This window comes from Stenotrophomonas indicatrix, from assembly GCF_002750975.1.
Lineage (GTDB): Bacteria > Pseudomonadota > Gammaproteobacteria > Xanthomonadales > Xanthomonadaceae > Stenotrophomonas > Stenotrophomonas indicatrix.
Window position 1 is genome coordinate 260,334 of record NZ_PEJS01000002.1, and the last position, 23,877, is coordinate 284,210.

Genomic DNA, 23,877 nt, shown 5'->3' on the forward strand with positions numbered 1-23,877 from the left:
CAGCCCCATCGCCGGTCACATGCCGGAGTAGTTCGGGCCGCCGCCGCCCTGCGGGGTCACCCAGACGATGTTCTGGGTCGGATCCTTGATGTCGCAGGTCTTGCAGTGCACGCAGTTCTGCGCGTTGATCTGCAGCCGCGCATCGTTGCCGTCGCCGACGAATTCGTACACGCCCGCCGGGCAGTAGCGCGCTTCCGGACCGGCGTACTCGGCCAGGTTCACCTTCACCGGGATGCTCGCATCCTTCAGCGTCAGGTGGCTGGGCTGGTTCTCGTCGTGGTTGGTGCTGCTGAGGAACACCGAGCTGAGGCGGTCGAAGGTCAGCACGCCATCGGGCTTGGGATAGGCAATGCGCGTGTGCTTGGATGCCGGCTCCAGGCAGGCGTGGTCCGGGATGCTGTGGCGCAGGGTCCACGGCGGGTTGCGCACGCCCAGCTTCGGCAGCAGCCACTGCTCGATGCCGGTCATCAGCGTGGCCACGGTCTGGCCCTTCTTGAACCACTGCTTGAAGTTCTTGGACAGCTTCAGTTCGTCGTGCAGCCAGCTGGTTTCAAAGGCGGCCGGGTAGGCGCTGAGCTCATCGTGCTGGCGATCGGCCACCAGCGCATCGAAGGCGGCATCGGCGCACAGCATGCCGGTCTTGATCGCAGCGTGGCTGCCCTTGATGCGGCTGACGTTGAGGTAGCCGGCTTCGCAGCCAACCAGCGCGCCGCCCGGGAACACGGTCTTGGGCAGCGACATCAGGCCGCCCGCAGTGATCGCACGCGCGCCGTAGCCGATGCGGGTGCCGCCTTCCAGATGCCTGCGGATCGACGGATGGGTCTTGAAGCGCTGGAATTCCTCGAACGGGCTCAGCCAGGGGTTCTTGTAGTCCAGGCCGACCACGTAGCCGATGGCGACCTTGCCGCCGTCGGCGTGGTACAGGAAGGCACCACCGTAGGTGTCGGTATCCAGCGGCCAGCCGGCGGCGTGCACCACCAGGCCCGGCTCATGCTTGGCCGGGTCGATCTGCCACAGTTCCTTGATGCCGATGCCGTAGGCCTGCGGATCCTTGCCTTCGTCCAGCTTGAAACGGCTGATCAGCTGGCGGCCGAGGTGGCCGCGCGCGCCTTCGGCGAACACCGTGTACTTCGCATGCAGGGCCATGCCGCGCTCGAAGGCCGGACCGATCGTGCCGTCCTTTTCGATGCCCATATCGCCGGTGGCCACGCCGATCACCGCGCCGTCATCGCCGTACAGCACTTCGGCGGCGGCGAAGCCGGGGAAGATCGCCACTTCCAGCGCCTCGGCCTGCTGCGCCAGCCAGCGGGTGACCTCGCCCAGGCTGATGATGTAGTTGCCTTCGTTGTGGAAGCACTCGGGCAACAGCGCGTGCGGGGTGGTGCGCGCGCCGGTTTCGCTGAGGAACAGGAACTCGTCGCGGGTGACCTTCTGCTTCAGCGGTGCGCCGCGCTCGGCCCAGTCCGGGAACAGTTCGGTCAGCGCGCGCGGGTCCATCACCGCGCCGGACAGCACGTGCGCGCCCGGTTCGGAGCCCTTTTCCAGCACGCAGACCGACAGTTCACGGCCCGCTTCGATCGCGCGCTGGCGCAGGCGGATCGCGGTGGCCAGGCCGGCCGGACCGGCACCGACGATCACCACATCGAATTCCATTACTTCACGCGGGGGCAGGGCGTTGGCTTCAGCACTCATCGATTGCATGACTCGTGGGTAGTGCCGGCATCGGGGCCACCGGCGGTTGCCTGGGAATCGCGCGTGCGACCACGGCGAAACGGTTGTTTGAATGTTGTCAGGGTACCGGGCCGCGCGTGATCGAGCTAGATCGACGATGTTCACGCGATGATTGCTGCAATGCAGCGTAATGCGCGGGGTCTGGAACGTGCCGACCTTGGTGGGCGCGAGCGGAAACACCAGCGCCGACCAAGGTCAGCCTCTACCCGCACACCAACTGCGCCCGGATGGCCGACAATGGCGGCAGTCCCGACTGCGTGTGAGTGCCATGGCTTTGGATCCGTACGACCTGTTCGATGTCCGTTCCCTGCTCAGCGAGGAGGAGCGCGCGGTACAGGAGAGCGTGGCCCGCTTCACCAACGAGCGCGTGCTGCCGATCATCGGCGATGCCTTCGACCAAGCACGGTTCCCGTCGGAGCTGGTGCCGGAGATCGCCTCGCTTGGGCTGCTCGGCGCCACGCTGCCGGCCGAGTACGGCGGCGGCGACCTTGGCGCGGTCAGTTACGGGCTGATCTGCCAGGAGCTGGAGCGCGGCGATTCGGGCCTGCGCAGCTTCGTGTCGGTGCAGAGCTCGCTGTGCATGTACCCGATCTTTGCTTACGGCAGCGAAGAACAGCGCCGGCAATGGCTGCCGGCGATGGCGCGCGGCGAATTGATCGGCTGTTTCGGCCTGACCGAGGCACATGGCGGTTCCGACCCGGCCAGCATGAAGACCCGCGCGGTGCGCGATGGCAGCGACTGGCGCATCAACGGCAGCAAGATGTGGATCACCAGCGGACCGGTGGCCGACCTGGCCATCGTCTGGGCACAGACCGAAGACGGCATCCAGGGCTTCGTGCTGGAGAAGGGCATGCCCGGCTTCACCACCCAGGAAATCAAGCACAAGATGAGCCTGCGCGCGTCGCTGACCGGCGCGCTGTTCTTCGACGACGTGCGCGTGCCCGACAGCCACCGCCTGCCGAACGTGAAGGGGTTGAAGGGTCCGCTGGGCTGCCTGACCCAGGCACGATTCGGCATCAGCTGGGGTCCGATCGGCTCGGCCATCGCCTGCCTGGACGAAGCGCTGGGCTATGCCAAGGAGCGCGTCCTGTTCGGCCGTCCGCTGGCGGCCACGCAGAGCGCGCAGATCAAGCTGGCCGACATGGCCCGACGCATCACCATGGCGCAGCTGCTGGCGTTGCAGCTCGGCCGACTGAAGGAAGCCGGGCAGGTGCAACCGCAGCAGGTCAGCCTGGCCAAGTGGAACAACTGCCGCATGGCGATCGACATCGCCCGCGAATGCCGCGACCTGCTGGGCGGCGCCGGCATCACCACCGAGCACGTGGCGATCCGCCATGCGCTGAACCTGGAATCGGTGATCACCTATGAAGGCACCGAGACCGTGCACCAGCTGGTGATCGGCCGCGAGCTGACCGGCATCAACGCGTTCTGAGCGGGGTGGGGAACAGCCATCCACGCATGGCGTGGATCTACTGAGCGGCTGTTGGGTCCGCCTTGAAGCGAGCCGAGGAGCGCAGGGTACCGGTGCGTAGCACCGGCTCGCGGATGGCGGCGCGTTTCTTTTGGTTACTTTTCTTTCCGCGCGGAAAGAAAAGTAACGCCCATGAACGCATGCGCCCGCCACAGCAATTAGGCAGAAGAGAGAGGCGTGGCGTTACGCCCCGCCGGCAAACCCATGCTGGCGCCACGCCTCGTACATCACCACCGCAACGGTGTTGGACAGGTTGAGGCTGCGATTGTCCGGCCGCATCGGCAGGCGCAGCCGGCGACCATCGGGCAGGGCATCAAGCACGTCCTGCGGCAGGCCACGACTTTCCGGGCCGAACAGGAAGGCATCACCGTCGTCGAACGCCACGCTGTCATAGCGGACGCTGGCACGCGTACTCAGGGCGAACAACCGCTTCGGTGCGATCCGCGCCAGCGCAGTGTCCAGGTCCGGATGCACCTGCAGGCGCGAGTACTCGTGGTAGTCCAGGCCGGCGCGCTTGAGCTGCTTGTCTTCCAGTGCGAAGCCGAGCGGCTCGACCAAGTGCAGCTGCGCGCCGGTGTTGGCGCAGAGCCGGATCACATTGCCCGTGTTGGGCGGGATTTCCGGTTGGAACAGGATCACGTGGAACTGGGGCGCGGCATTCATCGGCGCAGTGTACCTGCGACGGCGGCCGCCTTTACGACGCACGCCCCGCGCGGGGCAGGGCGGACGTCGCTTACGGGCGCAGCAGGACCTGGGCGGTTTCGGCAGCGAAGGCCTGCAGCTGGGCGGCGCTCGGACGCACCTGCAGGGCCGGCAGGTTGACGATCACCTGGTTGGCGACGCTGGTGGCGGCCGCTGCCAGGGTGGCGGCGTAGCGCTGGGCTTCCTGCTCGGCAGCCAGGGCGACACGCTGCTCCAAGCTCGGGCGCACTTCAACCGAGGCCAGGGTGGTGATCGGCAGCGCGGCGGCGACCGGGCTGGCGATGAAGCCGTCGCGCTCGGCCAGCTGGTCGACGCTGGGGCGCACTTCGACAGTGGCCAGGGTCGGGATGCCGCTGGCCTGTTCCCAGGCCTGCTGGACCAGCTGGTCGGCGGCCGGGCGGACCTGCACGGTGGACAGGGTCTTGATGGATTCGGAGGCCTGCACCGACGAAACAACCGCGGTGCCGGCGATCAGGGCGATGGCGATGGCAATGGTCTTGGCGTTCATGACGGGGCCTGTTTAGTGTTGGTGAGCAGTGGTGTGGTAGTAAGGTAGAACACCAGTTCTGGGGATGCAAGCGGAATTTTCGATTTCCTGCTTTTGTTCAGTCGTCAGTCAGCTTTCGTCTGAAGCCCTTCCTGGCGCAGGAAGTACAAAGCAATCCCCGTGCCAACTTTTAGTCGTTGATTCATAAGGGTTTTATGGCTCGCCGAAAGTGTCCGCAGGGCGGACACCTGTCCATTCGGGGGGCTGCGGACACTGTCCGGACGTGAATCACCGCCGTTCGTGACCCGCGAACGGCCAATCACGAAGGCCGAGGGGGCCGATCACCCCCAGTGACTGGTGGCCGATACCGGTGGCCGCACGCCCGCGCTAGGATCGGGATTCACCTTCGTGACCAAGGACCCGGATATGTCGCTCACCCTGCGCCCGCGCGCCGCGCTGCTCGCTGTTGCCCTCAGTACTGCTCTCGGCACGCTCGCGCCGACCTACGCGCTGGCGGCCAAGCCGGCCGCGACCAGCAAGGTCGATATCCCGTTCGAGCAGTTCACACTGCCCAACGGCCTGCGCGTGGTGGTGCATACCGATCGCAAGGCACCGATCGTTGCGGTCAACATCTGGTACCACGTCGGCAGCAAGGACGAGCCCGCCGGTCGCACCGGCTTCGCGCATCTGTTTGAACACCTGATGTTCCAGAGCAGCGAGAACCACGACGGCGAGTACTTCGAACCCTTCAAGCAGGTGGGTGCGACCGGCCAGAACGGCACCACCAATACCGACCGCACCAACTATTTCGAGAACGTGCCGACCACCGCGCTGGACATGGCGCTGTGGATGGAATCGGACCGCATGGGCCATCTGGTTGGCGCGATCGACCAGGCTGCGCTCGACGAACAGCGTGGCGTGGTGCAGAACGAGAAGCGCCAGGGCGAGAACCAGCCCTATGGCCAGGTGTGGGAACAGCTCAACCGCGCGCTGTATCCGGTGGGCCACCCGTACCACCACAGCGTGATCGGCTCGATGAACGATCTCAACGCCGCCTCGCTGGACGACGTCAAGACCTGGTTCCGCACCTGGTACGGCCCGAACAACGCGGTACTGGTGCTGGCCGGTGACATCGACCTGGCCACCGCCAAGGAAAAGGCCGCCAAGTACTTCGGCAGCATCCCGGCCGGCCCGACCATGGCGCAGCCGAAGGTGGACGTGGCCAAGCGGCCGGCCGACACCCGCGAGGTGATGACCGACAAGGTGCCGCAGGCGCGCATCTACCGCGCCTGGAACGTGGCGCAGGTCGGCACCACCGACGTCGACCAGCTGCAGCTGCTGGCCTATGTGCTCGGCGGCGCCAAGTCTTCGCGCCTGAGCCAGCGCCTGCAGCACCAGGACAAGCTGGTGGACAACATCAGCGCCGGCGCCTATGCCTCGCAGCTCGGTTCCAACTTCATGGTGATGGCCACGGTGAAGCAGGGCCAGGATCCGGCCAAGGTCGAAAAGATCATCGATGAGGAAATCGAGCGCCTGCTCAAGGAGGGCCCGACCGCCGAAGAACTGGCACGCGCCAAGACCGGCTCGCGCGCGGCGTTCATCCGTGGCATCGAGCGCATCGGCGGCTTCGGTGGCAAGGCCGATGCGCTGGCCGAGTGCACGGTCTACACCGGCGACCCGGGCTGCTTCCGCACCTCGCTGGCCAACATCGACAAGGCCACCGCTGCCGACCTCAAGCGCTTGGGCGCGCAGTGGCTGGACAAGGGCAGCCACACCCTGGTGGTCGAGCCGGGTGAACGCGTGGCGCTGAAGGAAGACCCCTCGCAGGCGCCGAAGCCGTTCAACGTGCCGGCAGTCGACAGCAGGTACAGCACCCTGCCCGAGCAGGTGGACCGCAAGGCCGGCGTGCCGCAGACCCGCGAGTTCCCGCAGCTGAAGTTCCCGGCCCTGCAGCGCGCCACGCTGAAGAACGGCACCCAGGTGGTGCTGGCCGAGCGCCACGAGATTCCGGTGGTGCAGTTCAGCTACCAGTTCCCGGGTGGCTTCACCGCCGACCAGGGCCGCAAGCCGGGCACCGCCAACTTCACCATGAGCCTGATGACCGAAGGCGCCGGCAAGCTCGGCTCGCTGGCCTTCGCCGATGCAGCCGATGCGCTGGGTGCGGATCTCGATGCGTCCGCAGGCCTGGATTCGGTGGATGTGGAACTGTCCGCGCTGAAGGAGAACCTGGTGCCGTCGCTGGCGCTGTATGCCAGCCTGCTGCGCGAGCCGCGCTTCGAGCAGAGCGAGATCGACCGTGTCAAGGCGACCTGGATCGCCGGCATCCAGCAGGAGAAGGTCAACCCGGGTGCGGTAGCGATGCGCGTGCTGCCGCCGCTGCTGTACGGCAAGGGCCACCCGTACGCGATCCCGTTCACCGGCAGCGGTGACGAAGCGGCGATCAGCAGCCTGGGCCGCGAGGATCTGGTCGACTTCCACCGCGACTGGCTGCGTCCGCAGGACGGCACCCTGATCGTGGTTGGCGATACCACCCTGGCCGAGATCGTGCCGCTGCTGGACAAGCAGCTGGGCGACTGGAAGGCCACCGGTGATGCGCCGACGATCAAGGCCACCACCGCCGTGGCGCTGCCGAAGAGCCCGCGCGTGTTCCTGATCGACCAGCCGGGCGCGGTGCAGGCCAACCTGTTCGCCGGCCAGGTCGTACCGCCGTCCAGCGATGCCAGCTCGACCCGTTTCGACATCGCCAACGGCGTGATCGGTGGTGACTTCACTTCGCGCCTGAACATGAACCTGCGCGAGGACAAGCACTGGTCCTACGGTGCCCGCACCAGCGCCAGCAACACCGTGGGCCAGCGCCCGTGGATGGCGATGGCACCGGTGCAGATCGACAAGACCGGCCCGGCCATGGCGGAAATGCGCAAGGAGATCGCCGAGTTCGCCAACGGCAGCAAGCCGGCGACCGACGCGGAAGTGGCGCGCATCCGCAACATCCAGACGCTGAGCCTGCCCGGCGCCTACGAGACCGCCAGCGCGGTGGCCTCGACCATCGGCACGATCGTGCAGTTCAAGCGTCCGGACGACTACGTGCTGCGCCGCAAGGCCGAGATCGAAGCGATGACCCCGGCACAGGTGCAGCAGGCGGCAGCGGAGATCAAGCCGCAGGCGCTGACCTGGGTGGTGGTGGGCGACCTCAAGCAGACCGAAGCGGCCGTGCGCGCCTTGAACCTGGGCGAAGTGACCGTGATCGATGCCGAAGGCAACCCGGTCAAGAAGTAAGGGATGTGCCTGCCCGCTCCGGCGGGCAGGCCTCTGGTGGTAGTGCCGGGCCGCGCCCGGCGAGCGCGCAGCGCGGCATCTGGACGCCTTCGAAGAACCGCCGGGCATGCCCCGGCGCTACCGCGGCCCTCTCCGGCTATCCCTGATTCAGACGGTTCAGGCACACTCCTGACATTCCCTTCCAGGATCCTGCCCATGCGCGTTCTGCTGCTGTCGTCCCTGTTGCTCACCGTCACCGCCTGCACCTGGGTGCCGATCGAACCGGCCGGCAAGGCGACCCGCGTGCTGCCAGCAGGCCCGGTACCGGCCGGCTGCATCTCCAAGGGCGAAGTAGTGGTGACCGTGAAGAGCAAGGTCGGCTTCTACAACCGCAACCCGCTGCGCGTGCAGGAAGAGCTGGAAACCCTGGCCCGCAACGAGGCCCCGACCACCGGCGCCAACGCCGTGCAGGCCGCTGCGGCCCCTGCCGATGGCAGCCAGCGCTTCGCCGCCTTCCAGTGCCCGCCGCGCTGAATCCTTCACCATACGGCCAAGGCTGAATTCGTAAAGATGCGGTGAAGGCCCGGGGGGTTATAGAATAGCGCCCCCTTTGCCTGAGCCTTGGCGCTAACCTCGATGCTCTTCAAGAATGTCTCGATTGCCGGCCTGGCTCACGTTGATGCGCCGCACACGCTGACGACCAAGGAAATCAACGAACGCCTGCAGCCGACGCTGGATCGCCTTGGTATCCGTACCGACGTCCTCGGCGACATCGCCGGCATCCACGCGCGCCGCCTGTGGGACAACGGCGTCCTGGCGTCCGATGCGGCCACCATGGCTGGCCGCAAGGCGCTGGAAGACGCAGGCATCGATGCGACGCAGGTGGGCCTGTTGATCAACACCTCGGTCAGCCGTGACTACCTGGAGCCGTCCACCGCTTCCATCGTGTCCGGCAACCTCGGTGTCAGCGACGAGTGCATGACCTTCGACGTCGCCAATGCCTGCCTGGCCTTCATCAACGGCATGGACATCGCTGCGCGCATGCTTGAGCGCGGTGAGATCGACTATGCGCTGGTGGTCGATGGCGAGACCGCCAACCTGGTGTACGAAAAGACCCTGGAGCGGATGACCGCGCCGGACGTCACCGCTGACGACTTCCGCAACGAGCTGGCGGCGCTGACCACCGGTTCTGGTGCAGCCGCGATGGTGATGGCCCGTTCGGAGCTGGTGCCCGACGCGCCGCGCTACAAGGGTGGCGTGACCCGCTCGGCCACCGAGTGGAACCAGCTGTGCCTGGGCAACCTGGACCGCATGGTCACCGACACCCGCATGCTGCTGATCGAGGGCATCAAGCTGGCCCAGAAGACCTTCACCGCCGCCAAGATCGCACTGGGCTGGGCCGTGGAAGAGCTGGACCAGTTCGTCATCCACCAGGTCAGCCAGCCGCACACCGCGGCGTTCATCAAGAATTTCGGCATCGACCCGAAGAAGGTCATGACCATCTTCGGCGAGCACGGCAACATCGGTCCGGCCTCGGTGCCGATCGTGCTGAGCAAGCTCAAGCAGCTGGGCAAGCTGAAGAAGGGCGACCGCATCGCGCTTCTGGGCATCGGCTCGGGCCTGAACTGCTCGATGGCCGAAGTGGTCTGGTAAAAAAGTCACCGCTGACCTGCTGCGCGCCGTCCGCACGTGCCAGCCAATCGCTCGCGACGGACAGCGATGATGTTTCCAAGTGTCCAAGGGCCGGTTCTACCGGCCCTTTCTACAGGTGCGATCCGATGTCCCAGCTTCCCGGTTACCCCGCCCACCCGCAGCGTTTCGAGGTCCGCCCCGGCCTGTCGATGAACTATCTCGACGAAGGCCCGCGCGATGGCGAAGTGGTGGTGATGGTGCACGGCAACCCGTCGTGGAGCTATTACTGGCGCACGCTGGTGGCCGGCCTGTCGGACAGGTACCGCTGCATCGTGCCGGACCATATCGGCATGGGCCTGTCGGACAAGCCTGACGACAGCCGCTACGAGTACACGCTGCAGTCGCGGGTGGATGATCTGGATGCGCTGCTGAAGCATCTGGGCATCACCGGCCCGGTGACGCTGGCCGTGCACGACTGGGGCGGCATGATCGGTTTCGGCTGGGCGCTGTCGCACCACGACCAGGTCAAGCGCCTGGTGGTGCTCAACACCGCCGCGTTCCCGATGCCGGCGGCCAAGAAGATGCCGTGGCAGATCGCGCTGGGCCGGCACTGGAAGATCGGCGAGTGGATCATCCGCACCTTCAATGCGTTCTCCTCCGGTGCTTCGTGGCTGGGCGTGGAGCGGAAGATGCCCGCCGATGTGCGCCGCGCCTACGTGTCGCCGTACAACAGCTACGCCAACCGCATCAGCACCATCCGCTTCATGCAGGACATTCCGCTGTCGCCGGCCGACAAGGCGTGGTCACTGCTGGAGCGCGCCGGCAAGGCGCTGCCGTCGTTCGCCGATCGTCCGGCCTTCCTCGGCTGGGGCCTGCGTGATTTCGTGTTCGACCACCACTTCCTGAAGGGCTTCCAGGCGGCGTTGCCGAAGGCGCAGGTGCATGCCTTCGAGGATGCCGGCCACTACGTGCTGGAAGACAAGCATGAAGTGCTGGTGCCGGAGATCCGGGCGTTCCTGGACGCGAACCCGATCTGATCGGTTCCCGGGTCGGATCCCGGTAGTGCCGGCCGCTGGCCGGCAAGCGCGCAATGCGCGCCGGGTTCATGAAGTTGCCGGCCAGCGGCCGGCACTACCACTACGCGGCGATCGGCGCCTGTGGCGAGGGGCTGTTGCCGTTGTCGTCCGGGTGGTCGTCGTCGTTGTCCGCGCCGTCGCGCCAGCGCCAGTCGGCCAGGGTCAGCGGATCCAGCCCATAGGCGATGCGGGCCTTGTCGCACTGCGGGCTGGCCTTGCCGTACTCCCACGATGCATCCACCTCGCGGCACACGCTGGGGCGGTTGGGGTGGATCGTGCAGCGCGAATAGACGCCGATCTGCGCGTCCAGCGCCACGCAGCGCACCGGCTTGGAATGGGTGCCGCGCATGCACAGGCGGTGCGGGTCGAGCACCTCGGTGAGCTGGTGCGGCACGCCGCCGGGGGTGACCTCGTCCGATTCCATCCAGTGGAAGGCCACGCGGTACTGGGTGCAGCAGGCGCCGCAGGTCATGCAGGGATGTTGCATGGGCAAGCCGCCTCGGGCGGCATCGGGAAAGGGACGAGGATGCGGATTTTCCACGCTGGCGGCCGCCGCGCAAGAAATTCCGTAAGCGGCGACAATGAACGGATGAACCGATCCTGCAACATCGCCGCGCGGCTGCCCGAGCTGGCGCGTGAACGCCCCGACCAGATCGCCATCCGCTGCCCCGGGCGGCGCGGCGCCGGCAACGGCATGGCGGCCTACGACGTAACCCTGGATTACCGCCAGCTGGACGCCCGCAGCGATGCGATGGCGGCCGGCCTGGCCGGTTACGGCATCGGCCGCGGGGTGCGCACGGTGGTGATGGTGCGGCCGTCGCCGGAGTTCTTCCTGTTGATGTTCGCCCTGTTCAAGCTGGGCGCGGTGCCGGTGCTTGTCGATCCGGGCATCGACAAGCGCGCGCTGAAGCAGTGCCTGGACGAGGCACAGCCGCAGGCCTTCATCGGCATCCCGCTGGCCCACGTGGCGCGGCTGGCGCTGCGCTGGGCGCCTTCGGCGACCCGCCTGGTGACCGTCGGCCGCCGCCTGGGCTGGGGCGGTACCACGCTGGCCGCGTTGGAGCGTGCCGGCGCCAACAGTGGCCCGATGCTGGCCGACACCGATGGCGAGGACACGGCGGCGATCCTGTTCACCAGCGGCTCCACCGGCGTGCCCAAGGGCGTGGTCTACCGCCACCGCCACTTCGTCGGCCAGATCGAGCTGCTGGGCAGCGCCTTCGGCATGGAGGCGGGCGGGGTGGACCTGCCGACCTTCCCGCCGTTTGCGCTGTTCGATCCGGCGCTGGGCCTGACCTCGGTGATTCCGGACATGGACCCGACCCGGCCGGCCCAGGCCGACCCGGCGCGCCTGCATGACGCCATCCAGCGTTTCGGCGTGACCCAGCTGTTTGGCTCGCCTGCGTTGATGCGGGTGCTGGCGCGGCACGGGCGGCCGTTGCCGACGGTGACCCGGGTGACCTCGGCCGGTGCGCCGGTGCCGCCGGACGTGGTTGCCACCATCCGCAGCCTGCTGCCGGCCGATGCCCAGTTCTGGACACCGTATGGGGCCACCGAGTGCCTGCCGGTGGCGGTGGTCGAGGGGCGCGAGCTGGAGCGTACGCGCGCGGCCACCGAGGGCGGTGCCGGCACCTGCGTCGGCAGCGTGGTCGCACCGAACGAGGTGCGCATCATCGCCATCGACGATGCGCCGCTGCCGGACTGGTCGCAGGCGCGCGTGCTGGCCGTGGGCGAGATCGGTGAGATCACCGTGGCCGGGCCGACCGCCACCGACAGTTATTTCAACCGTCCGCAGGCGACGGCGGCGGCGAAGATCAGCGAAACCCTGGCCGATGGCAGCGTCCGCATCGTGCATCGCATGGGCGATGTCGGCTACTTCGATGGGCAGGGACGGCTGTGGTTCTGTGGCCGCAAGACCCATCGCGTGGAAACCGCCCACGGACCGCTGTACACCGAACAGGTCGAGCCGGTGTTCAACACCGTACCCGGCGTGGCACGCACTGCGCTGGTGGGCGTCGGCGCGGCCGGTGCGCAGGTGCCGGTGCTGTGCGTGGAGCTGCAGCGTGGCCAGTCCGACAGCCCTGCTCTGCGCAAGGCGCTGCATGCCACGGCCGCTGCGCGTCTGCCCGAGATGAAGCTGGAACACGTGCTGATGCATCCGGCGTTCCCCGTCGATATCCGTCACAACGCCAAGATCGGCCGCGAGAAGCTCGCCGTCTGGGCCCGCGCCGAACTGGAGAAGCGCGTATGAAGATCCTGGTCACCGGTGGTGGTGGTTTCCTTGGCCAGGCGCTGTGCCGTGGCCTGGTCGAACGTGGCCACCAGGTGCTGGCGTTCAACCGCAGCCACTACCCGCAACTGCAGGCGCTGGGCGTGGGCCAGATCCGCGGTGACCTGGCCGATCCGCAGGCGGTGCTGCATGCGGTGGCCGGCGTCGATGCGGTGTTCCACAACGGTGCCAAGGCGGGTGCGTGGGGCAGCTACGACAGCTACCACCAGGCCAACGTGGTCGGTACCGACAACGTCATCGCCGCCTGCCGTGCGCATGGCATCGGCAGGCTGGTCTATACCTCCACGCCCAGCGTGACTCACCGTGCCACGCACCCGGTGGAAGGACTGGGTGCGGACGAAGTGCCGTATGGCGAGGATTTCCAGGCGCCCTACGCGGCGACCAAGGCGATTGCCGAACAGCGCGTTCTGGCGGCCAATGACGCGAGCCTGGCAACCGTGGCGTTGCGTCCGCGGTTGATCTGGGGCCCGGGCGACCAGCAGCTGGTGCCACGCTTGGCCGATCGTGCACGTGCTGGCCGTTTGCGCCTGGTGGGCGACGGCAACAACAAGGTCGATACCACGTACATCGACAACGCCGCGCTGGCGCATTTCCTCGCCTTCGAGGCGCTGGCACCGGGTGCGGCCTGCGCCGGCAAGGCGTACTTCATTTCAAATGGCGAACCGCTGCCGATGCGCGAGCTGGTCAACAAGCTGCTGCAGGCGGTGGGCGCTCCAACCGTGGACAAGGCGATCAGCTTCAAGACGGCGTATCGGATCGGCGCGATCTGCGAGCGGCTGTGGCCGCTGCTGCGCCTGCGTGGCGAGCCGCCGCTGACGCGCTTCCTGGCCGAGCAGCTGTGCACGCCGCACTGGTACAGCATGGAGCCAGCGCGCCGTGATTTCGGCTACGTGCCGCAGGTCAGCATCGAAGAAGGGCTGCGACGGCTGAAGGCCGCATCATGACGGCGGCATCACCGCGCTGAAGCCTTCATTACGCGCAGAGATCGCCATCACCGGTTGCACACCGGCAGATGCGCAGGATGGACACAACGCCACCCACGGCCGACCACCTGCGAGGAGCACCATGCTGCATTACGCCGTCATCTTCTTTGTCATCGCCATCATCGCCGCCGTGCTCGGCTTCTCCGGCATCGCCGGTGCCGCCAGCAACATCGCCTGGATCCTGTTCGTGGTTTTCCTGGTGCTGGCGGTGATCTCGATGTTCCGCAAGCGCACATGACCGCTTGAGCAGTAGTGCCGGCCGCTGGCCGGCAACCTCGATTACCCGGGGTTGCCGTCCGGCGGCCGGCACTGCCGAAGCGCGGTCAGCGCACCGCGCTGTGCAATCGGCGATCGGCGTCGTGCCGCTCCATCGCCAGTTCGATCAGGCGCGTGATCAGCGCCGTGTAGCCCACGCCGCTGGCGCCCCACAGCTTCGGATACATGCTGATGCGGGTGAAGCCGGGCAGCGTGTTGACCTCGTTGATGACGATCCGACCATCCGCGGTCAGGAACACATCCACGCGCGCCATGCCGGCGCATTCCAGTACCTGGTACGCCTGAAGCGCGATGTCCTGGATACGCGCCTGCGTCGCCGCGTCGATCGCGGCCGGCACCACCACTTCGGCGCCATCTTCGTTGATGTACTTGGTGTCGTAGGCGTAGAACTCGTCGTGCAGCACCACCTCGCCACAGATGCTGGCCTGTGGCCGCTCGTTGCCGAGCACCGCGCATTCGATCTCGCGGCCGACCACGGCCGATTCCACCAGAACCTTGTGGTCGTAGCGCAGCGCAGTCTGCAATGCCTCGGCGAAACCGTCGGCGTCCTTGACCTTGCTCACGCCCACCGATGAGCCCTGGTTGGCCGGCTTCACGAACAGCGGCAGGCCGAGTGCCGCGATCAGGGCATCGACATCGACCGAATCGGCTTCATGGCGGCGGATGCAGACCCACGGCGCCACCTGCAGGTCGGCATCGCGCAGCAGGCGCTTGGTTACATCCTTGTCCATGGCTACCGCCGAACCCAGTACCGGCGAGCCGACGAAGGGCAGGTTGGCCATGCGCAGCAGGCCCTGCAGCGCACCGTCCTCGCCCAGCGGACCGTGCACGATCGGCAGCACCACATCGATCTGCCCCAGCGCGCTGCCCGCATCGGTCGGCTGCAGCTGGGCCTGCTCGGCGCCGGGCAGAACCGCCAGCGCGGTACCGGAAGGATGCAGGGCGATGCGTGCCGGATCCTCGGCATTGAGCAGGAAGGTGTCCGGCTGGCTCAGGTGCCACTGGCCCTGCTTGTCGATGCCGATCAGCACCGGTTCGAAGCGCTCGCGGTCGAGCGCGTCGAGAATGTTCTTCGCCGACTGCAGCGAAACTTCGTGTTCGGAAGACCTGCCACCGAAGATGATGCCAACCCGTGTCCGTGCCATGGAAATGCGATGTCCTGTGCGTTGCGTGGCTCCATAGCATGAACCTTCATCGGCCTTCCGCGTGAGGCACAGATGAACCAGAAATCCCTTCGCACGCGTCAATTGCGCATGCCCCTGATCTACCGTGTCGACCAAGGTCGACACCTACTGAGGTTGCCGGCCAGCGGCCGGCACTACCGCAAATGGCTACCGGAAACCTGTCGAAGGCGGGGTGGTGTGGGTTCGCGGGGTGTGAGCCGGCGGCCCCGCAGACCCACACCGCCCTGCCTCCCCACAGGACGTCGGCTTTTGATGTTGCCGTTGCGTCTGCGGGTGCCGGGCGGCAGCCCGGCCCAAGCCCCCCACCCACGCAGGTAGAATGCGCACATGGCTCTTTCCCTGCTCAAGTCCCTCAAGCCGGTCGCTGGCCGTGCCCTGCAGATCGCCCTGAACCGCGCGCTGGCGCTGGATCCGGATACCCGCCACGCACTGGCCAGCCTCGACGGTCGCCATATCGACCTGACCCTGGACGCGCCGCCGCTGGCAATGCGCATCAGCGTCGACGGTGACCAGTTGCGTGTCGGCCCGGTGGATGCGCAGGAAGCCGACCTGGCCGTGCGCAGCAGCCTGGCCGGCGTGCTGGCACAGCTGCCGCTGCTGGCGCGTGCCCGCCAGGGCGCTGACAACGGCAAGGGGCGCGTACGCGTGGCCGGCGATGCCGAGCTGGCGCGCCGCCTGCAGCAGCTGGCCAAGGGCTTCGATCCGGACTGGCAGCAGCCGTTCGTCAGCGTGTTCGGCGACGTGCTGGGCGTGCAGGTGGCCAACACCCTGCGCAGCGCCCTGCAGCATGCCCGCCAGGGGGCGATCGACCTCGCCCATAGCGCCGCTGAATTCATCACCGAGGAATCGCGCGACGTGGTGCCACGTGCCGAGCTGGATGCCTTCCACGATGACGTGGACGTGCTGCGCGACGATGTCGAGCGCCTCGGCGCACGCGTGCAGCGCCTGCGGGGTGCCGCATGAAGGCGCTGCTGCGGGCCAGCCGCATCGGCCGGGTGATCCTGCGTTACCGCCTTGACGACCTGCTGCAGGGCACCCCGGCCGAGCGCTGGCTGCGCCTGGCCAAGCCGTTCGTGCCGCGCGCTTCAGCCGACATTGCGGCACAGTCGCGGGGTGCGCGCCTGCGCCTGGCGCTGCAGGACCTGGGGCCGATCTTCGTCAAGTTCGGGCAGATCCTGTCGACCCGCCGCGACCTGGTGCCGCCGGACGTGGCCAATGAGCTGACCCTGCTGCAGGACCGGGTCAAGCCCTTCGACGGCGACGCGGCGCGCCGCATCGTCGAGGAAGCGCTGGGCCTGCCGGTCAGCGAAGCCTTCGCCAGTTTCGATACAGAACCGCTGGCCTCGGCGTCGATCGCGCAGGTGCACGCGGCCACCCTGGCCGACGGCCGCCAGGTGGTGGTCAAAGTGCTGCGCCCGGGCATCGAAAAACAGATCGACGCTGACATCGCCCTGCTCAACTCGTTGGCAACGCTGGTCGAGCGCACCCATCCGCGCGCCGACAAGATCCGCCCGCGCGAAGTGGTGGCCGAGGTGGAGAACACCCTGGCCGCCGAGCTGGACCTGCAGCGCGAAGGCGCCAATGCCAGCGTGCTGCGCCGCTTCTGGGAGAACTCCGACGACCTGTACGTACCGGAAGTGATCTGGAGCCATACCGCCGAGCGTGCACTGACCCTTGAGCGCGTATGGGGCATTCCTTCCGACGACATCGCCGCGCTGGACAAGGCCGGCATCGACCGCAAGGCGCTGGCCGCCAAGGGCGTGCGGGTGTTCTACACCCAGGTGTTCCGCGACAACTTCTTCCATGCCGACGCGCACGCCGGCAACATCTGGGTCGACATCGATCCGGCACGCCGCGACAACCCGCGCTTCATCGCGCTGGACTTCGGCATCATGGGCCAGCTCTCGCAGGAAGATCAGTACTACCTGGCCGAGAATTTCATGGCCATCTTCAACCGCGACTACCGCCGCATCGCCGAACTGCACGTGCAGGCGCGCTGGATGCCCGACAACGTGCGCATCGATGATCTGGAAGCGGCGGTGCGTTCGGTGTGCGAGCCGTACTTCACCCGCCCGCTGTCGCAGATCTCGCTGGCCGAAGTGCTGATGAAGCTGTTCCGCGTGGCCCAGCGCTACCAGCTGACCCTGCAGCCGCAGTTGATCCTGCTGCAGAAGACCCTGCTCAACATCGAGGGCGTCGGCCGCCAGCTGGACCCGCAGATCGATATCTGGGCCGTGGCCAAGCCGGTGCTGGCGAAGATCCTGCGCGAGCGCTACAGCCCGCGTCGCGTGGTGCGCGAGATCGGCAAGCGCCTGCCGGAAATCATGACCCATGCGCCGGACATGCCGCGCCTGGTGCACGCCTGGCTGACCCAGCAGGTGGAAGGTCGCCATGAGCTGGCGATGCGCTCGCGCGATCTGGTTGCGCTGGATGCCAGCGTGCAGCGCCTGCAGAAGCATGCGGTCGGTGCGATCACCGGCGTCGGCCTGCTGGCGATCGCCGCGTTGATGTACGTGCTGCAGCCGCCGGGCTGGTACTGGGGCGACGTGCCGGCGTGGAGCTGGGTGTCCGGTGCGGTTGGAGCGTTCGCACTGGCGCGTGCGTGGTGGCGATGATGGATGCGCTGAGCGCGCTCAAACAGGAGCTCGCGCAGTTCGGCAGCGACAACGATGCGTGCGAAACCGAGCGCGGTCGGCGCATGCTCAACATCACCGCCGACACCGGTGAACTGCTGTCGGTGCTGGTGCGTTTCGGCAACGCCCGCCGCGTGCTGGAGATCGGTACGTCCAACGGTTATTCCACGCTGTGGCTGGCCGAAGCGGCGGCCGCGATCGATGGCCAGGTGACCACGCTGGAGTTCGCTGCCGACAAGGTGGTGATGGCCCGCGCGAATTTCGCCCGCAGTGGATTGGGCGAGCGCATCAACCTGGTCCACGGTGATGCCGGTCAGTGGCTGGCGCAGGCCGAGCAGGGCTGCATCGACCTGCTGTTCCTGGATTCGGATCGCGGGCAGTACGCGGGCTGGTGGCCGCAGCTGCGTCGGGTACTGCGCCCCGGCGGCCTGCTGGTGGTCGACAACGCCACCTCGCATGCCGGTGAGATGGCGCCGCTGCGCGCCCTGCTGGCCGCCGATGCGGCGTTCACCACCAGCCTGGTGCCGGTGGGCAATGGCGAACTGCTGGCGCTGCGCAACACCTGACCGGGCGTCACCCCGGTAGTGCGGGTCGCTGGCCTGGTGCGGTAGTGCCGGCCGCTGGCCGGCAACCGCAGTCATCGGGCGACCTCGACGTTGCCGGCCAGCGGCCGGCACTACCCTGTTCAGCGCGTCATCCGGATAATCGCGCGGTGAGTACCGAACCTGACACCCTCGCCGCGGTCGAGACTGAAACCGCGCCCCTGCAGCTGCTGCACCTGGATGAACGACTGGCCGTGGTCAACAAGCCGGCCGGGCTGATGGTCCATGACAGCAAGCTGGCCCGTGGCGAAGATGATTTCCTCGCCGATCGCCTGCGCGAGCAGCTGGGCCGGCCGATCTTCCTGGTCCATCGCCTGGATCGCGCCACCAGCGGCTGCCTGTTGCTGGCCTTCGACCGTGATACGGCCAGTGCGCTGGGCAAGTCGTTGATGGGCGGCGAGGTGAGCAAGGATTACCTGGCCATCTGCCGCGGCTGGCCGGCCGAGGAGGCCTGGCAGGTCGACCACGATCTGGATGGCGGTCCCGGCAAGCCGGTGAAGAAGCCGGCGGTCACCGACTTCCAGCGCCTGGCTACCGGCGAACTGTCGGTACCGGTGGGCGAGTTCACCAGCTCGCGCTATGCGCTGCTGCGCTGCCAGCCGCTGACCGGGCGCTTCCGGCAGATCCGCCGCCATCTCAAGCACCTGTCACATCACCTGATCGGCGATACCAGCCATGGTGATGGCCGGCACAACCGCAACTTCCGCATGCAGGGTGTGCACCGCATGCTGCTGCACGCCGAGCGCCTGCGCTTTCCGCATCCGGATGGTGGCACGGTGGATGTGCGCGCGCCGGTCGACGGTGAATTCCAGAAGGCGCTGGACCTGTTCGGCTGGCAGGCTCCGTAGCGGTAGCGCCGGGCCATGCCCGGCGGCTTCTGCGATGAAACGGCCGCGCTTCGCGCTCGCCGGGCATGGCCCGGCGCTACCGCCTCACTTCTTTTCCGGCTTTGACGATCGCTTCCAGATCCTTCTGCAGATCGGCGAACAGCGGCTGACTGCGCGTCTGGATCGCCACCATCACGTTCTGCATCAAGGCGCTGGATCTGTTCGGTTGGCAGGTTCCGTAGCGGTAGCGCCGGGCCATGCCCGGCGGCTTCGGCGATGAAGCGGCCGCGCTTCGCGCTCGCCGGGCATGGCCCGGCGCTACCGTCTTACTTCTTTTCCGGCTCGTTGACGATCGCTTCCAGATCCTTCAGATCGGCGGACAGCGGCTGAATGCGCGTCTGGATCGCCACCATGACGTTCTGCATCAAGGCGCTGGATCTGTTCGGTTGGCAGGTTCCGTAGCGGTAGCGCCGGGCCATGCCCGGCGGCTTCGGCGATGAAACGGCCGCGCTTCGCGCTCGCCGGGCATGGCCCGGCGCTACCGTCTTACTTCTTTTCCGGCTCGTTGACGATCGCTTCCAGATCCTTCTGCAGATCGGCGAACAGCGGCTGCATGCGCGTCTGGATCGCCACCATCACGTTCTGCATCAGCGCCGGGGTCTTGTCGAGCAGGCTCTGGCCGGCCGGGCTCTCGTAGAACTCGGCCATGGCCAGCACGTCTTCCTTGCTGAAGGTCTTCTTGTACAGATCCACGTACATCGGCCGCAGCTGCTGCCACGACAGTGCCTGGCGCAGGGTCTGGCTGGTACGGGCCTGGATGCGCTGCAGCTGTTCTTGCTGCTGGGCGTTGAGCTTGCGCTGTGCGGCGACCTGCTGGAACTGCTGCTGCTGCATCGCTTCGATCTGCGGCAGCATGGTGTCGATCATGCTCTGCGCACGCGAGGCCGACAGCAGGCGGTTGATGTCGCCATCGGTGGGGGCTGCGGCCAGCACCGGCGCGCTTGCTGCGGCCAGCACCAGCAGCAGGGTCGCGCGGCGCAACAGGGAGGGAACGAAGCGGATCATGCGGAGCGTCCTGCAGTACACGGGATGGCAAGCATACCCCCGGCAAAGGCGAAGGCGGCGTGTTCGGTGCCTGATCGGCGGCATACGGGGCGCGATGGCAGCCACGGCAACGCGGCTGCCGCTACAATGCGCGGATGGGCAGTGGACCGGTCATCATCAGCGCGCAGCTTGAAATCCCCGACGGCGAGATCGTCGAGCGTTTCGTGCGTGCCAGTGGTGCCGGCGGCCAGAACGTCAACAAGGTCTCCACCGCGGTGGAACTGCGTTTCGACGTGGCCGGCTCGCCCTCGTTGCCCGAGCCGCTGCGCGAGCGCCTGTTGGCGCGGCGCGACCGGCGCATGACCGGCGAAGGCGTGCTGGTCATCGACGCGCAGCGTTTCCGCACCCAGGATCGCAATCGCGAGGATGCGCGCGAGCGGCTGGCGGCCTTCATCCAGGCCGGGCTGAGCGTGCCCAAACCACGCAAGGCCACCAAGCCGACCTTCGGGTCGAAACTGCGTCGTCTGGACGCCAAACGCGGGCGCGCGCAGATCAAGCGCGGGCGCTCATCACGTGACTGGGAGTGATTGCTTGAACAACCCGACGCCGTTGCTGCCGGCCATTCCGCCGAACATGCCGCAGGTCAAGCCCAACCGTTTCCTGCGCTGGCTGGCGCGCTGCACGCTGCGCATGGGCGGCTGGAAAGTGACCGGTACGCTGCCGAACGTTCCCAGGCTGGTCTTCATCATCGCTCCGCATTCGTCCAACTGGGACGGGCTGTGGGGCATGGCCGCCAAGATCGCACTGGGCATGAAAGTGAAGGTGCTGGGCAAGGCCTCGCTGTTCTGGTGGCCACTGGGCCCGCTGCTGCACAAGCTGGGCGTGATCCCGCTGGATCGCAGCTCGCCGCAGGGCACTGTCGGCCAGGCCGTGGACCTGCTGCGCAACAACGAGAAGATGTGGTTCGCCATCACCCCCGAAGGCACCCGCAAGGCCGTGAAGGACTGGAAGGCCGGCTTCCTGAAGATTGCGCGGATGGCCGACGTGCCGATCCTGGCCGCGTATTTCCACTACCCGGAAAAGACCATCGGCATCGGCCCGCTGTTCACGCCGACCGGCGATGATGCCGCAGACATGGCGACCATCCGCGAGTTCTACCGGCCCTGGATCGGCAAGACCCGCGGCACGGTCTGAGCCAGCCGCCGCCGGCAGCGTAGACGCCACGTCCGGCACATGCCGGGCGCCCGTGACAGGAGTAGGGTGGACGGCTGCCATCCCGTACCGTCTGCCCAAGGAGCGTTTTACATGTCGCGTACCGTAGTCCTGGCCGCCGCCATCAGCCTGGCGCTGGCGGCCTGTTCCGGCAAGGAGTCCACCCCCGTGTCCGAAGCCCAGAATGCACCGGCCCAGCAGCCGGCCGAAGCCTCCACCAATCCGCTGCTGACCGCCAGCAGCCTGCCGTTCCAGGCACCGCCGTTCGACAAGATCAAGGACAGCGATTACCTGCCGGCCTTCGAAGAAGGCATGCGCCAGCATCTGGCCGACGTGCGCAAGATCGCCGACAGCGCCGAGCCGGCCACCTTCGACAACACCATCGTGGCGATGGAGCGCAGCGGCGAGACCCTGACCCGCGTGTCGCGCATCTTCTTCGGCCTGGTCCAGGCCGACACCAACGATGCCCGCCAGAAGATCCAGGAAGAAGTGGCGCCGAAGCTGGCCGCGCACCAGGACGAGATCAACCTCGATCCGAAGCTGTTCGCGCGCGTGAAGTCGCTGTACGACCAGCGCGAGACGCTGGGCCTGGATCCGGTGCAGAAGCGCCTGGTCGAGCACTACTACGACGGCCTGGTGCGCGCCGGCGCGCAGCTGTCCGACGCCGACAAGGCGAGCCTGCGCAAGCTCAACGTGGAAGAAACCACGCTGTCCACCCAGTTCCACACCCGCCTGGTGGCTGCAACCGCCGCTGCTGCGGTCGTGGTGGACGACAAGGCCAAGCTGGCCGGCCTGGACGAGGGCGCGGTCAACAATGCCGCCGCCGCCGCCAAGGACCGCAAGCTGGATGGCAAGTTCCTGCTGCCGCTGCAGAACACCACCCAGCAGCCGGTGCTCGGTTCGCTGACCGACCGCGACCAGCGCGCCGCCGTGCTGAAGGCTTCGGAAACCCGTGCCGAGCGTGGCGATGCCAACGATACCCGGCAGACCGTGCAGCGCCTGGCCCAGCTGCGTGCGCAGAAGGCCAAGCTGCTCGGCTTCGACACCTTCGCCGACTACCAGCTGGGCGACCAGATGGCCAAGACCCCGGCGGCCGCACTGAAGTTGCTGACCGACACCGTGCCTGCCGCCACCGCCAAGGCGCGTGCCGAAGCCGGTGAGATCCAGAAGGTGATCGACGCCCAGAAGGGTGGTTTCCAGGTGGCCGCCTCGGATTGGGATTTCTACGCCGAGCAGGTGCGCAAGGCCAAGTACGATCTGGACGAGTCGCAGATCAAGCCGTACTTCGAGCTGGACAACGTGCTGCAGAACGGCGTCTTCTACGCCGCCACCCAGCTGTACGGCATCACCTTCAAGCCGCGCACCGACATTCCGACCTACAACCCGGACATGAAGGTGTACGAAGTGTTCGACAAGGACGGCACCTCGCTGGCCCTGTTCTACACCGACTACTTCAAGCGTGACAGCAAGTCCGGTGGCGCTTGGATGGACGTGTTCGTCGAACAGGACGGCCTGACCGGTGCCAAGCCGGTGGTCTACAACGTCTGCAACTTCACCAAGCCGGCCGCCGGCCAGCCTGCGCTGATCAGCTTCGATGACGTCACCACGATGTTCCATGAGTTCGGCCATGCACTGCATGGCATGTTCTCGAACGTGAAGTACCCGTCGATCGCCGGCACCGCCACCTCGCGCGATTTCGTCGAGTTCCCGTCGCAGTTCAACGAACACTGGGCGCTGGACCCGAAGGTGTTCGCCAACTACGCCAAGCACTACAAGACCGGCGAAGCGATGCCGCAGGAACTGGTCGACAAGATCCTCAAGGCGCGCAGCTTCAACCAGGGCTATGCGACCACCGAGTACCTGTCGGCGGCACTGCTCGACCTGGCCTGGCACACGCAGAAGGCCGATGCCCCGCTGCAGGACGTCGGCGCCTTCGAAGCGAGCGCGCTGAAGAAGTTCAAGGTCGACCTGCCGCAGGTGCCGCCGCGTTACCGCACCACCTACTTCGACCACATCTGGGGTGGCGGTTACTCGGCCGGCTACTACGCCTACTTCTGGGCGGAAGTGCTGGACCATGACGCCTACCAGTGGTTCACCGAACACGGTGGCCTGACCGCCGCCAACGGCCAGGAATTCCGCGACAAGATCCTCTCGCGCGGCAACAGCGTGGAGCTGTCGACCCTGTACCGCGATTTCCGCGGCAAGGACCCGTCGGTGGAGCCGCTGCTGAAGTTCCGCGGCCTGAAGTAAGCGCGGCCTGAAGTACGAAAAACAAAACGGCGGGGGCAACCCCGCCGTTTTTCGTTGTGCCGCTCATCCACGCATGGCGTGGATCCATGTGTCGACCAAGGTCGACACCCACCCAGAGCAGGCCATGCCATTCCGACAGGTCGCGGAAATCTGTCGAAGGCGGGGTGGGTCCGGTTGCGGGGGCGTGAGCGCCATGGATGGCGCGATCGAGCTTACATGGACGTA

General features: G+C 67.0%; 22 protein-coding genes and 1 pseudogene. 15 read left to right on the forward strand and 8 right to left on the reverse strand.

Annotated features, from left to right (window positions below; genetic code table 11):
• Positions 1-15: 15 nt before the first annotated feature.
• Positions 16-1,692, reverse strand: a complete 1,677-nt coding sequence (locus CR918_RS20175) for an electron transfer flavoprotein-ubiquinone oxidoreductase (protein ID WP_099844636.1) — start codon at positions 1,690-1,692, stop codon at positions 16-18.
• 307 nt (positions 1,693-1,999) lie between these two features.
• On the opposite strand from CR918_RS20175, the gene CR918_RS20180 reads away from it, so the two are divergent.
• A complete protein-coding gene (locus CR918_RS20180) occupies positions 2,000-3,163 on the forward strand; it encodes an acyl-CoA dehydrogenase family protein (RefSeq protein WP_099844637.1) in 1,164 nt (387 codons plus the stop codon).
• A gap of 222 nt (positions 3,164-3,385) precedes the next feature.
• Here the strand turns inward: CR918_RS20180 and CR918_RS20185 are convergent, their stop codons facing one another.
• Positions 3,386-3,865, reverse strand: a complete 480-nt coding sequence (locus CR918_RS20185) for a tRNA (cytidine(34)-2'-O)-methyltransferase (protein ID WP_032978095.1) — start codon at positions 3,863-3,865, stop codon at positions 3,386-3,388.
• A gap of 70 nt (positions 3,866-3,935) precedes the next feature.
• Positions 3,936-4,412 (reverse strand): XAC0231 family protein, encoded by a 477-nt coding sequence (locus CR918_RS20190; protein ID WP_025875859.1) that lies wholly within the window; start codon positions 4,410-4,412, stop codon positions 3,936-3,938.
• A gap of 405 nt (positions 4,413-4,817) precedes the next feature.
• Between CR918_RS20190 and CR918_RS20195 the strand changes: the two genes are divergently transcribed.
• The 4 genes from CR918_RS20195 to CR918_RS20210 all read left to right on the forward strand — a co-directional run bounded on the left by CR918_RS20195 (position 4,818) and on the right by CR918_RS20210 (position 10,315).
• Positions 4,818-7,667, forward strand: coding sequence for a M16 family metallopeptidase (locus CR918_RS20195; RefSeq protein WP_099786267.1), 2,850 nt, complete (start codon positions 4,818-4,820; stop codon positions 7,665-7,667).
• 195 nt (positions 7,668-7,862) lie between these two features.
• Positions 7,863-8,180, forward strand: a complete 318-nt coding sequence (locus CR918_RS20200) for a DUF4156 domain-containing protein (protein WP_025875855.1) — start codon at positions 7,863-7,865, stop codon at positions 8,178-8,180.
• Positions 8,181-8,282: 102 nt separating this feature from the next.
• Positions 8,283-9,299 carry a 3-oxoacyl-ACP synthase III gene (locus tag CR918_RS20205; RefSeq protein WP_025875853.1) on the forward strand — a complete coding sequence of 339 codons (1,017 nt, stop codon included), beginning with the start codon at positions 8,283-8,285 and terminating at the stop codon, positions 9,297-9,299.
• A gap of 125 nt (positions 9,300-9,424) precedes the next feature.
• Positions 9,425-10,315 (forward strand): alpha/beta fold hydrolase, encoded by an 891-nt coding sequence (locus tag CR918_RS20210; protein ID WP_033832736.1) that lies wholly within the window; start codon positions 9,425-9,427, stop codon positions 10,313-10,315.
• Positions 10,316-10,415: 100 nt separating this feature from the next.
• Here CR918_RS20210 and CR918_RS20215 read toward each other — a convergent pair whose 3' ends face one another.
• The gene (locus CR918_RS20215) at positions 10,416-10,841 is read right to left on the reverse strand and encodes a YkgJ family cysteine cluster protein (protein WP_025875849.1); all 426 of its coding nucleotides are present in this window, start codon (positions 10,839-10,841) and stop codon (positions 10,416-10,418) included.
• A gap of 102 nt (positions 10,842-10,943) precedes the next feature.
• On the opposite strand from CR918_RS20215, the gene oleC reads away from it, so the two are divergent.
• From oleC to CR918_RS20230, 3 genes are all read left to right on the forward strand, one after another.
• On the forward strand, positions 10,944-12,602 hold the full coding sequence (oleC, locus tag CR918_RS20220) for an olefin beta-lactone synthetase (RefSeq protein ID WP_099844638.1): 1,659 nt from the start codon (positions 10,944-10,946) through the stop codon (positions 12,600-12,602).
• The gene (oleD, locus tag CR918_RS20225; protein WP_088100785.1) at positions 12,599-13,585 is read left to right on the forward strand and encodes a 2-alkyl-3-oxoalkanoate reductase; all 987 of its coding nucleotides are present in this window, start codon (positions 12,599-12,601) and stop codon (positions 13,583-13,585) included. The genes oleC and oleD overlap by 4 nt, the downstream gene beginning before the upstream one ends.
• A 121-nt stretch (positions 13,586-13,706) precedes the next feature.
• A complete protein-coding gene (locus CR918_RS20230) occupies positions 13,707-13,862 on the forward strand; it encodes a DUF1328 domain-containing protein (protein ID WP_025875842.1) in 156 nt (51 codons plus the stop codon).
• 85 nt (positions 13,863-13,947) lie between these two features.
• On the opposite strand, the gene ddlA is transcribed toward CR918_RS20230, so the two are convergent.
• Positions 13,948-15,045, reverse strand: a complete 1,098-nt coding sequence (ddlA, locus tag CR918_RS20235) for a D-alanine--D-alanine ligase (RefSeq protein WP_099844639.1) — start codon at positions 15,043-15,045, stop codon at positions 13,948-13,950.
• Between the two features lie 366 nt (positions 15,046-15,411).
• On the opposite strand from ddlA, the gene CR918_RS20240 reads away from it, so the two are divergent.
• The 4 genes from CR918_RS20240 (at position 15,412) to CR918_RS20255 (ending at position 19,167) form a co-directional block, all read left to right on the forward strand.
• On the forward strand, positions 15,412-16,047 hold the full coding sequence (locus tag CR918_RS20240; protein WP_025875838.1) for a ubiquinone biosynthesis accessory factor UbiJ: 636 nt from the start codon (positions 15,412-15,414) through the stop codon (positions 16,045-16,047).
• Complete coding sequence (gene ubiB / locus CR918_RS20245; protein ID WP_099844640.1) at positions 16,044-17,699, forward strand: ubiquinone biosynthesis regulatory protein kinase UbiB; 1,656 nt, start codon at positions 16,044-16,046, stop codon at positions 17,697-17,699. The genes CR918_RS20240 and ubiB overlap by 4 nt, the downstream gene beginning before the upstream one ends.
• Positions 17,699-18,283, forward strand: coding sequence for an O-methyltransferase (locus CR918_RS20250; RefSeq protein WP_415847033.1), 585 nt, complete (start codon positions 17,699-17,701; stop codon positions 18,281-18,283). Before ubiB ends, CR918_RS20250 begins: the two co-directional genes overlap by 1 nt.
• 146 nt (positions 18,284-18,429) lie before the next feature.
• Complete coding sequence (locus CR918_RS20255) at positions 18,430-19,167, forward strand: pseudouridine synthase (protein ID WP_025875833.1); 738 nt, start codon at positions 18,430-18,432, stop codon at positions 19,165-19,167.
• Positions 19,168-19,243: 76 nt separating this feature from the next.
• Here the strand turns inward: CR918_RS20255 and CR918_RS21215 are convergent.
• The 3 genes and pseudogenes from CR918_RS21215 to CR918_RS20270 form a co-directional block, all read right to left on the reverse strand.
• Positions 19,244-19,357, reverse strand: a pseudogene (locus CR918_RS21215) (DUF2059 domain-containing protein); the annotation flags it as partial.
• A gap of 115 nt (positions 19,358-19,472) precedes the next feature.
• Positions 19,473-19,625, reverse strand: a complete 153-nt coding sequence (locus tag CR918_RS21220) for a hypothetical protein (protein ID WP_165780924.1) — start codon at positions 19,623-19,625, stop codon at positions 19,473-19,475.
• A gap of 67 nt (positions 19,626-19,692) precedes the next feature.
• Positions 19,693-20,211: a DUF2059 domain-containing protein gene (locus CR918_RS20270; RefSeq protein ID WP_032978115.1), complete on the reverse strand. Its 519-nt coding sequence runs from the start codon at positions 20,209-20,211 to the stop codon at positions 19,693-19,695.
• A gap of 134 nt (positions 20,212-20,345) precedes the next feature.
• Here CR918_RS20270 and arfB point away from each other — a divergent pair, with 134 nt between their 5' ends.
• From arfB to dcp, 3 genes are all read left to right on the forward strand, one after another.
• Positions 20,346-20,777, forward strand: a complete 432-nt coding sequence (gene arfB / locus CR918_RS20275) for an alternative ribosome rescue aminoacyl-tRNA hydrolase ArfB (RefSeq protein ID WP_025875829.1) — start codon at positions 20,346-20,348, stop codon at positions 20,775-20,777.
• A 4-nt stretch (positions 20,778-20,781) separates the two neighbouring features.
• On the forward strand, positions 20,782-21,384 hold the full coding sequence (locus CR918_RS20280) for a lysophospholipid acyltransferase family protein (protein ID WP_025875827.1): 603 nt from the start codon (positions 20,782-20,784) through the stop codon (positions 21,382-21,384).
• Between the two features lie 111 nt (positions 21,385-21,495).
• Positions 21,496-23,652, forward strand: coding sequence for a peptidyl-dipeptidase Dcp (gene dcp, locus CR918_RS20285; RefSeq protein WP_025875824.1), 2,157 nt, complete (start codon positions 21,496-21,498; stop codon positions 23,650-23,652).
• The last annotated feature ends 225 nt before the right edge of the window (positions 23,653-23,877 follow it).